The sequence below is a fragment of the uncultured Bacteroides sp. genome (assembly GCF_905207245.1).
Taxonomy (GTDB): domain Bacteria; phylum Bacteroidota; class Bacteroidia; order Bacteroidales; family Bacteroidaceae; genus Bacteroides.
In genome coordinates, this window is record NZ_CAJLKP010000018.1 from 17,664 (window position 1) to 31,374 (window position 13,711).

Sequence of the window (13,711 nt, forward strand, 5' to 3'; positions counted from 1 at the left end):
AGTGATTAACAGGCATAAAATGTTCCTGTTCTTTAATTTATCACTAATAACTAATCGTTTATCACCAAAAAACTCTTATCTTTGCGCCCAAAATATAAAGATATACAAAGATTTAATGAAGAATTTTGAAGAGCTCGGTCTGTCGCCGGAGATACGCCGCGCCATTGAAGAAATGGGATATGAGTGTCCCATGCCGGTACAAGAGGAAGTGATTCCTTACCTTTTAGGAGAAAATAATGATATTGTAGCACTTGCACAGACTGGAACCGGAAAAACCGCCGCATTCGGCTTGCCACTTATCCAGAAAATTAATGTAAAGAACCGGATTCCACAATCCCTTATACTTTGCCCGACACGTGAACTTTGCTTGCAGATTGCAGGTGATCTGAACGATTATTCCAAATACGTCACCGGCTTGCGGGTGCTGCCCGTATACGGCGGTTCATCCATCGATAGCCAGATACGCGCACTGAAACAGGGCGTACACATTATCGTTGCCACCCCGGGACGACTGCTTGACCTGATGGAACGCAAAACGGTATCGCTCGCCACTATTCAGAACGTAGTGATGGACGAAGCTGACGAAATGCTGAACATGGGTTTCACGGACAGTATCAACGCCATTCTCGCCGATGTGCCTCAGGAACGTAATACGTTATTATTCTCCGCCACTATGAGCCCGGAGATTGCACGTATTTCAAAGAAGTACTTACGTGATGCCAAAGAAATCACTATCGGACGGAAAAATGAAAGTACAAGCAACGTGAAGCATGTAGTCTTCACCGTTCATGCCAAAGATAAATACGCGGCCTTGAAACGTATTGTAGACTATTATCCCCAAATATACGGAATCATCTTCTGCCGCACCCGTAAAGAGACGCAAGAGATTGCCGACAAACTGATGCAGGACGGTTATAATGCCGATTCACTGCATGGTGAACTGAGCCAGGCACAACGTGACACTGTGATGCAGAAGTTCCGCATTCGCAACCTGCAAATCCTGGTTGCCACAGACGTAGCCGCACGCGGACTGGATGTAGACGACCTGACACACGTCATCAACTACGGTTTGCCCGATGATACCGAAAGTTACACTCACCGCAGCGGACGCACGGGACGTGCCGGAAAGACGGGTACTTCCATCGCCATCATCAACCTGCGTGAAAAGGGTAAGATGCGCGAAATAGAACGCATCATCAGTAAAAAGTTCATTATAGGAGAAATGCCTACCGGCAAACAGATTTGCGAGAAACAACTTCTGAAAGTAATCGACGACCTGGAGAAGGTGAAGGTGAACGAAGAAGATATGGCCGACTTCATGCCCGATATCTACCGTAAGCTGGACTGGCTGAGCAAAGAAGACCTTATCAAACGTATGGTTTCTCATGAGTTCAACCGTTTTTCAGAATATTACCGCAATCGCGGAGATATAGAAATACCTACCGACAGTCGTGGTGAACGCACTTCCAGAAACGGAGAACGTGGTGGCGAACGCAGCACAGGCTCGCGCAAGGCAGAACCGGGTTACACCCGCCTGTTTATCAACCTAGGCAAGATGGATAACTTCTTCCCCAACGAGTTGATAAGTCTGCTGAACAACAATACCCGCGGACGGGTAGAGCTGGGACGCATTGACCTCATGCCCAAATTCTCTTTCTTTGAGGTAGACGAGAAGGAAGCCGCCAATGTAGTGAAATCCCTGAACCGCGCCAACTGGAACGGCCGCAAGGTATCTGTAGAGATTGCAGGCGAAGAAGGCAAGGAAGCACCCAAAGGCAGACGCAGAGCCGAAGGCGGCAATTACGGCAAGAAAGAGTTTGATGGCAAGAAGCGTAGCTTCAAAGACGATAAACGCAGCGATACCCCCAGAAAGAGCAGAAGTAAATCGGAAAGTGCTCCGGCTGACAGGAAAAATAGCACTCCGGCCGACAAGAAGAAAAGCAAGCCAAGCCGCGAAGAGCGTGGCTACACCAACTCTCGCGGGAAAAAGGATGATTGGAGACAATTCTTTCAGGGTGACAACAAGGAGTTCCGTGATAAAGAACCTGACTTCAGCGAAGAAGGCTGGGCAAGACGGACACCGAAGAAGAAATAATAGCATAGAGTAATAAAGTAATGGGGTGATAGAGTGATAATAAGTAACATCACCCTATCACCCCATTACTTTATCACTTTATCACTTTTTGAACATGAATAAAGTAAACGGTTTCTTATATGGACTTCTCTCTTCGGCGAGCTTCGGACTTATTCCGTTGTTCACTATACCCGCCATGCATCAGGGGATGCAGTTCTGGTCCATATTGCTCTACCGTTTCCTGTTTGCCATGTTGGCACTGGCGGGCATTCTGTTACTCGATAAACAATCTTTCCGCATCCGGCGGACGGAGATACTTCCACTTATGCTACTGGCATTGCTATACGATAGTTCTGCGGTTTTCCTCTTTTGGGGATATAGGTTCATGTCAAGCGGCGTAGCCACTACCCTTCATTTCATGTATCCGGTGTTGACCACACTCATTATGATGGTCTTCTTTCGCGAAAAGAAATCACTGTGGCGCATAGCAGCAATAGCATTGGCTGTGAGCGGCGTTTTCTTCCTTTCACATGGAGACACAACGGGAACCGTAACGTTAACAGGCATCTTCATCGTTCTGCTTTCCGCCTTGGGCTATGCACTCTATCTGGTCACCGTCAGCCAACTGAAATCCCTCGAAATGAAGGGACTGAAAATGACATTTTACGTCTTCCTGTTTGGCGGAATCCTCCTTTTCATCGGGATAGAAGCGGCAGGTATCGGCATACAAGCCATTCCGGACCGGATTACTTTGGGTAACCTTGTAATGCTTGCTTTAGTACCGACTGTTATTTCCAATTTGGCACTGGTGCGTGCCATCAAAAACATAGGCTCCACGCTCACCTCTGTGTTGGGAGCCATGGAGCCTGTTACTGCTGTTTGCGTGGGTATCCTCATCTTCGGAGAACCCTTCACTCAAAGTATCGCTTTGGGAATTATGCTGATTATTTCGGCGGTGACGGTGATTATATTGAAAAGGTGACAAAGCAGTGTCTCCACCACTTCATCACCTTTTCCATCATTTATCACCTAAACCTATAAAATTACTTGTCTGTGCAAGATTTTGTGCTAAAAGCAGTCAACATCCAAACCATCTTTTCTTGTTCTTTCAGATAACCAGTCATCAGGTCGGCAGTAACGTCATCACCGGCTTCACCCGCCAGTCTGATTACTTTTCTCTCTTCACCGATGAGATATCCGTATGTCTCAAGAATATGGCTAACGGCATCACTGCCACATGAAATCTCAGATACTTCTTTGATTTTTGCAACCTTCAGGTATTCGCTGAACTTGTTTTCAGGTACGCCGCCCAACATCAGGATACGTTCTGCAATTTCGTCTATCTTCTCGGCTGCATCATCGTACATGCTTTCGAACTTCTCATGCAGTACAAAGAAACCGTGTCCTTTGATGTTCCAGTGGAAACCGCGCAGGTTTGTGTAATGTACCTGGAAATCTGCCAAAAGCTGATGCAATGCAGATACTACGTTAGCTACTCCCGATTCGTTTAATTTGATATAATCTAAAGTCTTCATCATTTTACTGTTTTAAAAGTTTATACTGTTTTTGTTTTTTCTGTTATAAAGAAAGTGCAAATTGAAATCAAAAGCAAACTTGCTTGATTATGCTGAGATGCAGCCTTCTTCGTTTTTTGTACAAAGATAAGGGGCAAATCAATGCTTGTCAAACAGATAATTTCTATCTTTGCATAGACAGAATCTATATTACCCATTCAAACCCTCTATTTATCATGACTTTACAACAATTGGAATATATCCTTGCCGTCGACAGGTTCCGTCATTTTGCCAAAGCGGCAGAACATTGTCGGGTCACTCAACCCACCCTCAGTGCCATGATACAGAAACTGGAAGACGAATTGGAAACCAAAATATTCGACCGTAGCCAGCAACCTATCTGTCCCACCCCCATCGGACTGCTCATCCTGGAACAGGCCCACGTGGTGCTGTCGCAGGCCGACCGCATAAAGGATATTATAGAGGAAGAAAAACATTCCCTATCGGGCATCTTCAAACTGGGAATATTGCCCACTATCGCCCCTTACCTCCTGCCGCGCTTCTTCCCGCAACTGATGAAGAAATATCCCCAACTGGACATCCGTGTGACGGAAATGAAAACCAAAGATATCAAGCAAGCCCTGCAAACCGGGGAGATAGATGCAGGCATCGTTGCAAGCCTGGCAGGGATGGAAGAGTTCCGGCAAACGTCTCTGTTCTATGAACAATTCTTTGCTTACGTTGCGCGTGAGGACACCTTGTTCAACAATGAGATTATCCGCACCTCCGACATGACCGGAGAACAGCTTTGGCTGCTCGATGAAGGGCACTGCTTCCGCGACCAACTGGTACGCTTCTGCCAACTAAAAGCCGCCCGCGCCAGTCAGTTGGCCTATCATTTGGGCAGTATGGAGACTTTCATGCGCATGGTGGAAAGCGGCAAGGGCGTGACCTTCATCCCCGAACTGGCAGTAATGCAATTGGGCGAAACTCAAAAAGAATTGGTACGCACTTTTGCCATCCCTGCCCCCACCCGGCAGATTGTGATGCTGACTAACAAAAACTTTGTCCGCCATACTTTGTTGGAAGTGCTGGTCAAAGAAATACACGGCGCAGTGCCCAAAGAGATGCTTTCCCTGAAAGCCACACAGACACTGGTATAGTATCAATTCCTTTAAAACACTATGACAACGAATTAGCATTTGCCAATGCATTTAGATAGTTATCTGATTATCAACAGATAGCATTTACATTCTATTTACCTCACGATGTAAAAGCATTTACCACTGTATGTAACGCTCTTTACCCCGTATTGTAACGGCTTTTACCTCGGCATGTAACGCCCTTTACCTCGGCATGTAAATGAAGTTACCATTTGGGGGAAATAGAATTTCCATGAAAGGAAATATATAAGTCGGCTTTTCTCTACAATGAACGCCCCCTTCCCCTTTGCTACAAACAAGGCATTTATCATAAGGCTGGTGCAAGTAGATAGATTTCTTCTATCGCCCCATAAATCTTTTCAATCGTTTTTTTTGTTCTATCGGCAAAAGATGCTATATTTTTGCAAAAGCGAAATTCAGCTGCACCTCAGCATAATCAAGCGAGCTTGCTTCTGCATTCGGTTTGCATGAACTTTGCATCAGTAAAACAAAGTACTAAACCTTTTAAAAACAAAAAAGATTATGGAACCAATTATCAATTCCCAGCTTCCTGAATTCAAAGTTCAGGCATTCCAGAACGGAAGTTTCAAAACAGTAACTAACGAAGACGTAAAAGGCAAATGGGCTATTTTCTTCTTCTATCCCGCAGACTTTACTTTTGTATGCCCTACTGAATTGGTGGACATCGCCGAAAAATACGAGCAGTTCCAGGCAATGGGCGTGGAGGTATATTCAGTAAGCACAGACTCCCACTTCGTGCACAAAGCATGGCACGATGCATCCGAGAGCATTCGTAAAATCAAGTATCCTATGTTGGCAGACCCGACAGGAGTCCTGACCCGTGCATTCGGCGTAATGATTGAAGACGAAGGTATGGCTTACCGGGGCACGTTCGTCGTAAATCCTGAGGGCAAAATCAAGATTGCAGAAATTCAAGATAACAACATCGGACGTAACGCCGACGAGCTCCTCCGCAAGGTGGAAGCAGCACAATTCGTGGCTACGCACGACGGCGAAGTATGTCCCGCAAAATGGAAGAAAGGCGGCGAAACACTGAAACCAAGCATCGATTTGGTTGGTAAAATTTAAGTTCATCTCCCTTTTTTAATTAGCGAGCCCCCTCTATCCTGTATCTTGCACACACACTTTGGAGGGGGCTTGTTTTATTCTCAAAAAACAGTAATAGATTATGTTAGACTTAGCATTAAAAGAACAGATACGCGGCATCTTCCAGAATCTGGAAGCGACGTACACCTTTCATATTGTATGCCATCCACGGCACGAGAGCGCACAGGAACTGATAGATTTGCTGAAAGATGTAGCCGAATGTTCCGCCAAACTATCCTGCGAAATAACGGAAACCGAAGAGCCGAAACTGGAGTTCTCCCTGCTGAAAGATGGAAAAGAAACCGGTGTGAAGTTCCGTGGAATACCGAACGGACATGAATTCACTTCCTTGCTTCTGGCAGTACTCAACGCAGACAGCAAAGGTAAAAATATTCCTGATGAAGTCATACAGCGACGCATACAGGCATTGAAAGGACCTGTTTCCCTGCAAACTTATGTATCGCTGACATGTACGAATTGCCCCGATGTGGTGCAGGCTCTGAATGTCATTGCCCTGCTGAACGGACAAATTACGCACGAAATGATAGACGGAGCCCTCTTCCAGAAAGAAGTGGATGCACTGAAGATACAAGGCGTACCGTCCGTATACGCCAATGGGAAATTGCTCCACGTCGGACGTGGCACGCTGGGGGAACTTTTACAAAAGTTAGAAGATATGTTTGGTTCCGAGCCATTGGCAAATGCAGAACCCGTATCACGGGCCTATGATGTCCTTGTATTGGGCGGCGGACCGGCAGGAGCCTCAGCAGCTATATATTCAGCCCGCAAGGGATTGCGTGTGGCTATTGTTGCCGAAAAGATTGGTGGTCAGGTGAAAGAAACCGTAGGTATCGAGAATCTGATTTCCATTTCGCAGACAACGGGGGCACAACTGGCGGATAATTTAAGGAGCCATATCAATCACTATCCTATCGATTTATTTGAAGACCGGAAAATAGAGAAGGCGGAACTTCAAGGTAAAGAAAAAGCTATTTCGGTAGTAGGCGGTGAGACTTTCACTTCCCCCAGCGTGATTATTGCGACAGGTGCCAGTTGGCGGAAACTGAATGTAGAAGGTGAAACGGAGTACATCGGTAGAGGCGTTGCCTTCTGTCCGCATTGCGACGGACCGTTCTATCAGGGAAAGGATGTAGCCGTAATCGGAGGCGGAAACTCCGGTATAGAAGCCGCCATCGATCTGGCCGGTATATGCCGGGAAGTAACCGTATTTGAGTTTGCTGATAGTCTGAAAGCAGACCAGGTGCTGCAAGAAAAAGCGCAGAGCCTACCGAATGTTGAAATCTTCACGTCTTCACAAACTACAAAAGTCTTGGGAAACGGAGATAAAGTAGTAAGCATCCGTGTCAAGGACCGCGTGACCAACGAAGAACGGGATTTCCCACTCGATGGTATCTTCGTACAGATAGGACTGGCAGCAAATAGTATTCCTTTCCGGGAAGAACTGGAGGTTACACCACAAGGAGAAATCAAGATTGATGCTTATTGCCGGACCAATATTCCGGGAGTATATGCAGCAGGAGATGTATCGACCGTACCTTATAAACAGATTGTCATTGCAATGGGTGAAGGGGCAAAAGCAGCGCTTTCAGCATTTGACGACAGAATAAGAGGGATAATTTAGTGATGAATGATGAGTGGGCTGCGCAGTGCCCACTCATCACTAACCACTAATCACTAATTTTCAGTTCCTGCACCAAATGGCTTGCCTTACCATACTTCTCTATAATAAACAGGATATACCTTACATCCACCCCGATGCAGCGCTGCATCTTCGGCTCATACAGAATATCACTACTCATCGCTTCCCAATTTCCGTCGAACGCCAAGCCCAGCAACTCACCTTTTGCATTAAACATGGCACTGCCTGAATTCCCGCCCGTAATATCATTATTCGAGATGAAGCACACTTTCATTTCCCCCTTTTCATCGGCATATCTTCCAAAATCTCCCGAAGAAAGCAACGACAGGATTTCCGGCTGAACAGCAAAATCCACATCCCCCACATTTGCTTTTACCTTCTCTAAAACTCCTTTTGAAGTGGTATAATAAGCATATTCCACGCCATCAAAAGGTGTATATCCCGCCACAGTGCCAAAGCTCAACCGCATGGTAGAATTAGCATCCGGATAGAAATTGCGCGAAGCATACATCCGCCGGATAGCCCCATTCAACAAGCGTTCTCCTCGGATAATCTCCGAAGTGGGTGCCTGCATCTGCATATTCATATCAAACAGCATTGTCAGCATATCTATACCCAGGGAAATGGCCGGATCATCAAATATCTGGTAAGTAGTGTCCCGTTCAAGGAAACGCTTCAAGCCACGGGGAGTAGTCAGTTCGGAGTGGGCATAAAGGCTGTCCACATAAGCTTTTTCATCTCCATTGTATTCCTGCGCAATGGTATGATAGATTGCAGGCAGAAAAGTAGTATCTACTTTAGAACGATATTCCTTTAATGCAGCCGTAAACACTTCTTTATCAATCTCCAAATCCAGATTGGAGTATTGCTCTACAATATCCTTTAAACCCGCCACAACAGTCTTCTCTTCTCCCTCAAAGTCGAAATTCAGTATTTTCAGAGCAAGTTGCACCAGCTCCGGGGCATACAGGAATGATTCTATAAAATAAGCTTGTGCACGGTTCACCTCACGGCGGTTCTTGTAATTCAGTTCCAGGTCTGTGAACAGTTGCAACAGCTTCTCTCTCTCTTCCGGATTCTGCTGTATCCATCGGCGAAGTTCCTGTTCCATAGCCCGTTTCTTCTCCAATATCCCCAGTTTACGGATAGCTCGGTTTGTGCCGATACTGTTCTTCCAGTAGTTGGAACTTTCATCATACTTGGAGGCATACTTGATGCGTACACTGTCATTGCGGTCCATCTCACGCTTCCAGATGGCCTGCTTCACACCACGGACATCTATCTGCGCCTGATTGGAATTGTTCATCATTTCTTCTATACCGAACGAAGAGAGATAGCGTTCCGTACTGCCGGGATAACCCAGCGTCATACAGAAAGAACCTTCCCGATAGCCGTCCAGCGAAATCGGAGCTACATATTCAGGATGATAAGGAACATTCTCGGGAGAATATTCGGCAGGATGGTTATTGCGGTCTGCATAGATACGGAACACACAGAAATCTCCCGTATGCCGCGGCCACACCCAATTGTCCGTATCCCAACCAAACTTACCGATAGAAGAAGGCGGTGCAAACACCAACCGGACATCATTAAAGTCGCGGTAAACAGAAAGCCAGAACTCATTGCCACCATAGTAAGCATCCACAATACCGATTAAAGTAGAATCCTTGTGGGAAACCTCACCACCTATCACCAGCATCATGGAATCTACCGCACTGGAACGTTCCATCTCATTCATCGAAGGTTTGACAGCTCTCAGCACACGTTTCGTCACATCTTCTGTGCGTAACAGAAAACGGACATAAAGTTCCGGATTAGGGAGTTCTTCTTCACGGCTACGTGCCACAAAACCATTCTTGAGGTAATCATGTTCCACCGATGAATGTTGCTGCACACTGCTAAAACCACAATGATGATTGGTAAACACCAACCCGTCTTCCGACACTACCACTCCTGAACAAAACCCTCCGAAACTGACTACCGCATCTTTCAACGACGGCTTCTTCGGATTATATAGTTTATCGGCAGACATTTGCAGGCCGAGTTCTTTCATGGTCTTACGGGTCTGTTTATTCAGGTTTCCCAGCATCCACATACCTTCGTCCGCCTGTCCTGCCAAGGTGAAGAAGCAGCAAACGGTTATCAGGATATACTTTAACTTCATTCTATATTTAGTATTTAAGTGATTTAAATGATAATTTAATGAAGAACTATCAGTTAGTATTACAATTCCCTAACCCTCCCGGGCTGAACCTGGATTCATATTATTCTGCAATCAGTCTTAGCTGTTTCGCCCCTGTCCTCGCCTTTAGCCATTCAGCAATCTTCTCCTTTTCCTGTGCATTGGGATGTTTACCGAATTTCAGTACGGCAAGCGTAATGGTATCCGTCCGTATCGAATCGACCGTCAACTCTATCGCATGAGAAATAGAAACCGTTTTTACCGATGGATACAGCACTTTCAGTTCCGGGATGATTGTCTTTCCCAATTCATCAAAAGATTTATATTTCGCAAGGTTCTGTTCCAGCGAAGAAATCTTCTTCGCCTGTTCCACCAGCCGCTCTTCACTGTTCTTATAGAAATCTTCCATCACCATAGCCCGGATAGAAGAAATATCCACAGCCTCATTATTCATTCCTTGAAGAACGGTCAGCTTCGTTTCACCCAACTTATAATCTTTCATCTTCCCACGGGCAATAGCAATAGACGCCTCGGGAACTTCCTGACCAATCAAAACCACACGTATCTCATTGTCCTTAGTGCCATGATAATGGATTTTCTTATCCAGCACCTGCGTATTCTCAAAAGAGAGTTGTTCAGCAACAAACCGGTTGGCAGAACTCTCATAGAAAGTGCTCTGGATGATGCCCACTGTGAGATAAACAGCCGGGCACATCGTCAGTACGGCAATGAGTATGATGTATTGGCGCACTTTCTTTTCCCGTTTCTTATCTACAAACTCCTTTCGTTGGAAATGCATCACACGCACACCGACAAAGGTGGCAAGGCTGATGAACACCGAGTTAATGAAATAAAGATAGAAAGCACCAAGGAAATAAACAAGATTTCCCGTTGCCAGTCCGTAACCTGCCGTACAGAGTGGCGGCATCAATGCCGTGGCAATGGCAACGCCGGGAATCACATTTCCTTTTTCTTTGGTAGAAAGGGCCACCACACCGGCAAGACCACCCATTAGTGCGATGAATACGTCATAAATCGTAGGTGAGGTGCGTGCCAGCAACTCCGATTGTCCCTCGGCAACCGGGCTTACCAGGAAGAAAATGGTAGCCGTCGTCACGCTGAACAGTGTCGTTATCAAGAAACTCTTCAATGAACGCTTCATCAATTCAAAGTCATTCAAACCAACGGAAAGCCCCACCCCCATGATAGGACCCATCAGCGGGGAAATCAACATAGCACCGATAATTACGGCAGTGGAATTGACATTCAGACCTAATGACGCCATGAAGATGGCAAATATCAGAATCCACAGATTCGCTCCCTTGAACTCCACTCCTTTACGGATAGAGTCTACGGTTTCCAATTCATTGTCTTTGTCTTTTCGTAAGTCAAGATATTCGTTTAGGAATTTCTTGATAGCAAATATATTCCGGTTTTGTTCAGGTGTTTCCATAAGCGCTATTATTTTCGAATGAAACGGTTTAAGACAGGTATCTGCCCAAGCGGCAAATCACGCTTCACAACATAAGCAATAAACAATAATAATAAGATGGTGCGATACATCATGCGCAGGTAGATGTTATCTATCGGCACATACTCGGCTGCCACATAAAGTACGGCTGCCAGGAGGACGTACATCCCGATCGCTTTCAGGTCGTACTGTATCGGATACTTTTTCTGACCGACAAAGTAGGAAAGTAACATAGCAACACCGTAGCCGGTGAAACCCGCCCAGGCACAAGCTATATAACCGTACTTCGGTATCAGGAAGATGTTCATAAGTATCAGGATGGTACAGCCCGTCAATGAGAAGTAAGCTCCCCAACGGGTTTCATCAATCAGTTTATACCAGAAAGAGAGATTAAAGTAAATGCCCATGAAGATTTCCGCCGCCATCACGATAGGCACTACCCTCAGTCCATCCCAATAATCACGCCCGATGACGTGGCGAAGAATGTCCATATAAAACATCACTGCCAGGAAGGCCAGCAACGTAAAGATAATGAAGAACTTCATTGCCTGTGCATACATCTCACGGCTGTCTTTATCCTTGCTCTTACCAAATACAAAAGGTTCGTAAGCAAAGCGGAATGCCTGGGTAAACATAGCCATAATCATGGCTATCTTACTGGCAGCCCCGTAAATGCCAAGTTGCACGGTGGCCTCCGCCTCATCAGGGTAGACAAAAGGAAAGATAATCTTGTCAGCCACCTGATTCAAGATACCTGCCACACCCAATATCACCAATGGCAAAGAGTAACGAAGCATCCGTTTCAGCAACTCTCTATCCAGCACATAAGTAAATCCCCTCAGTTCCGGTATCATGCACAACATGACAACAGAGGTACATATCAGATTGAAGAGAAAGGCATAACCTACATCATTTCCTTTCAGAACAACGTAATAGAAAAGATTAAGAGCAATATTGAGGAAGATAAACAACAACTTTAGCGCCGCAAACTTAATGGGACGTTTCTTATAACGCAGATAAGCGAACGGAATGCTTTGAATAGCATCCATTGCCACCACAATCATCATCATACCTATATACCAGGGGTGTTCTCCGTATTCCAACCATCCGGCAATAGGTTCCAAAAATAACAACCCCAAAGCTACAAATACCACAGAGCCGATACTTACGCTCAACAAGGTGGTGGAATATACCCGCATCGGATCATCTTGCCCTTTATTGGCAAAACGGAAGAATCCCGTTTCCATGCCGCACGTCAGCAATACCAGTATCAATGCCACCCAGGCATATATATTCGTAACCACACCATAACCACCCGATGATGCAGGCAAAGCTATCGTATATACAGGTACCAGCAGATAATTGAGGAAACGTCCTACAATACTACTCACCCCATAAATAGCTGTCTCTTTTGCTAAACTTTTTAATCCCGCCATGTTTTCTTAATTAATAAACAGCCCCATCTTTATTTTCAATCTGAGAAGAAAATAGAGAAAGTATTTGTTCTCAGTCGTTAAATAAGGTACGCTGACTATTGTAAAGACTACGTCCTAAATGTTTATAAGCCAGTTCAGTTACTTCACGTCCGCGGGGGGTACGTTTTAAGAAACCCTCTTTAATCAGGAACGGTTCATACACCTCCTCTAAAGTCCCGGCATCTTCACCCAATGCCGTAGCAATGGTAGTAAGCCCTACCGGACCACCTTTGAACTTATCAATAATGGTACAAAGTATCTTATTGTCAATTTCATCAAGACCATACTTATCAATATTCAGTGCTTCCAAAGCGAAGTTGGCAATCTCCGTATCAATACTCCCCGACCCTTTCACTTGTGCAAAATCCCGCACGCGACGCAGCAATGCATTCGCAATACGCGGCGTTCCACGGCTACGAGAAGCGATCTCAGACGCTGCTCTTGTAGAGCAAGGTACATTCAATATTCCTGCCGAACGGCGAATAATACCGCTCAACACGTCATCATCGTAATATTCCAAATGCAGATTAATACCAAAACGGGCACGCAAAGGCGCAGTCAACAAACCGCTACGGGTAGTAGCCCCCACCATCGTAAACGGATTCAGATCAATCTGAATACTCCGTGCAGACGGGCCTTTATCTATCATAATATCAATGCGGTAATCCTCCATTGCGGAGTACAGATACTCCTCCACCACCGGAGAAAGGCGGTGAATTTCATCGATAAACAGCACGTCATTCGGTTCCAGACTGGTAAGCACCCCAGCCAAGTCGCCCGGTTTATCAAGCACCGGACCGGAAGTAACCTTGAAGCCTACCCCCAGTTCATTAGCAATAATATTTGAAAGTGTCGTCTTTCCCAATCCCGGAGGTCCGTGCAGCAATACATGGTCCAGTGCCTCGCCACGCAGACGGGCCGCCTTGACAAAGATGCGCAGATTGTCCACCACTTTGTCCTGTCCACTGAAGTCTTCAAAGGACAACGGGCGAAGTGCGTTCTCAAAATCGCGTTCCCTACTGGTCAACTGATTATCACGTATGTCAAAATCTTCTTGTTCCATTT

At 45.7% G+C, this 13,711-nt stretch carries 10 protein-coding genes; 5 read left to right on the plus strand and 5 right to left on the minus strand.

The window, feature by feature from the left end:
• The first annotated feature begins 115 nt into the window (after positions 1-115).
• Together QZ135_RS07810 and QZ135_RS07815 are read left to right on the plus strand one after the other, a co-directional pair.
• Positions 116-2,095, plus strand: coding sequence for a DEAD/DEAH box helicase (locus tag QZ135_RS07810; RefSeq protein WP_294607530.1), 1,980 nt, complete (start codon positions 116-118; stop codon positions 2,093-2,095).
• Between the two features lie 94 nt (positions 2,096-2,189).
• Positions 2,190-3,056 (plus strand): DMT family transporter, encoded by an 867-nt coding sequence (locus tag QZ135_RS07815; protein ID WP_294607533.1) that lies wholly within the window; start codon positions 2,190-2,192, stop codon positions 3,054-3,056.
• A gap of 61 nt (positions 3,057-3,117) precedes the next feature.
• Here the strand turns inward: QZ135_RS07815 and QZ135_RS07820 are convergent, their stop codons facing one another.
• Complete coding sequence (locus tag QZ135_RS07820; protein WP_294607628.1) at positions 3,118-3,609, minus strand: Dps family protein; 492 nt, start codon at positions 3,607-3,609, stop codon at positions 3,118-3,120.
• Between the two features lie 215 nt (positions 3,610-3,824).
• On the opposite strand from QZ135_RS07820, the gene QZ135_RS07825 reads away from it, so the two are divergent.
• From QZ135_RS07825 to ahpF, 3 genes are all read left to right on the plus strand, one after another.
• Positions 3,825-4,751, plus strand: coding sequence for a hydrogen peroxide-inducible genes activator (locus QZ135_RS07825; RefSeq protein WP_294607536.1), 927 nt, complete (start codon positions 3,825-3,827; stop codon positions 4,749-4,751).
• Positions 4,752-5,273: 522 nt separating this feature from the next.
• Positions 5,274-5,840, plus strand: coding sequence for an alkyl hydroperoxide reductase subunit C (gene ahpC, locus QZ135_RS07830; RefSeq protein WP_294607539.1), 567 nt, complete (start codon positions 5,274-5,276; stop codon positions 5,838-5,840).
• 100 nt (positions 5,841-5,940) lie between these two features.
• The gene (gene ahpF / locus QZ135_RS07835) at positions 5,941-7,500 is read left to right on the plus strand and encodes an alkyl hydroperoxide reductase subunit F (protein WP_294607540.1); all 1,560 of its coding nucleotides are present in this window, start codon (positions 5,941-5,943) and stop codon (positions 7,498-7,500) included.
• A gap of 46 nt (positions 7,501-7,546) precedes the next feature.
• Here ahpF and QZ135_RS07840 read toward each other — a convergent pair whose 3' ends face one another.
• The 4 genes from QZ135_RS07840 to ruvB form a co-directional block, all read right to left on the minus strand.
• Positions 7,547-9,682, minus strand: coding sequence for a S46 family peptidase (locus QZ135_RS07840; RefSeq protein WP_294607543.1), 2,136 nt, complete (start codon positions 9,680-9,682; stop codon positions 7,547-7,549).
• Between the two features lie 100 nt (positions 9,683-9,782).
• Complete coding sequence (locus tag QZ135_RS07845; RefSeq protein WP_294607545.1) at positions 9,783-11,153, minus strand: TIGR00341 family protein; 1,371 nt, start codon at positions 11,151-11,153, stop codon at positions 9,783-9,785.
• A gap of 8 nt (positions 11,154-11,161) precedes the next feature.
• Complete coding sequence (locus tag QZ135_RS07850; RefSeq protein WP_294607549.1) at positions 11,162-12,607, minus strand: lipopolysaccharide biosynthesis protein; 1,446 nt, start codon at positions 12,605-12,607, stop codon at positions 11,162-11,164.
• Between the two features lie 70 nt (positions 12,608-12,677).
• Entirely contained in the window at positions 12,678-13,709 is a 1,032-nt protein-coding gene (gene ruvB / locus QZ135_RS07855) for a Holliday junction branch migration DNA helicase RuvB (RefSeq protein WP_294607552.1), read from the minus strand.
• Between the last annotated feature and the right edge of the window lie 2 nt (positions 13,710-13,711).

Bases quoted from the DNA above. Each gene is read 5' to 3' on its own strand.
- QZ135_RS07810 (WP_294607530.1), top strand. From the start codon at position 116: ATGAAGAATTTTGAAGAGCTCGGTCTGTCGCCGGAGATACGCCGCGCC.
- QZ135_RS07815 (WP_294607533.1), top strand. From the start codon at position 2,190: ATGAATAAAGTAAACGGTTTCTTATATGGACTTCTCTCTTCGGCGAGC.
- QZ135_RS07820 (WP_294607628.1), bottom strand. From the start codon at position 3,609: ATGAAGACTTTAGATTATATCAAATTAAACGAATCGGGAGTAGCTAAC.
- QZ135_RS07825 (WP_294607536.1), top strand. From the start codon at position 3,825: ATGACTTTACAACAATTGGAATATATCCTTGCCGTCGACAGGTTCCGT.
- ahpC (WP_294607539.1), top strand. From the start codon at position 5,274: ATGGAACCAATTATCAATTCCCAGCTTCCTGAATTCAAAGTTCAGGCA.
- ahpF (WP_294607540.1), top strand. From the start codon at position 5,941: ATGTTAGACTTAGCATTAAAAGAACAGATACGCGGCATCTTCCAGAAT.
- QZ135_RS07840 (WP_294607543.1), bottom strand. From the start codon at position 9,682: ATGAAGTTAAAGTATATCCTGATAACCGTTTGCTGCTTCTTCACCTTG.
- QZ135_RS07845 (WP_294607545.1), bottom strand. From the start codon at position 11,153: ATGGAAACACCTGAACAAAACCGGAATATATTTGCTATCAAGAAATTC.
- QZ135_RS07850 (WP_294607549.1), bottom strand. From the start codon at position 12,607: ATGGCGGGATTAAAAAGTTTAGCAAAAGAGACAGCTATTTATGGGGTG.
- ruvB (WP_294607552.1), bottom strand. From the start codon at position 13,709: ATGGAACAAGAAGATTTTGACATACGTGATAATCAGTTGACCAGTAGG.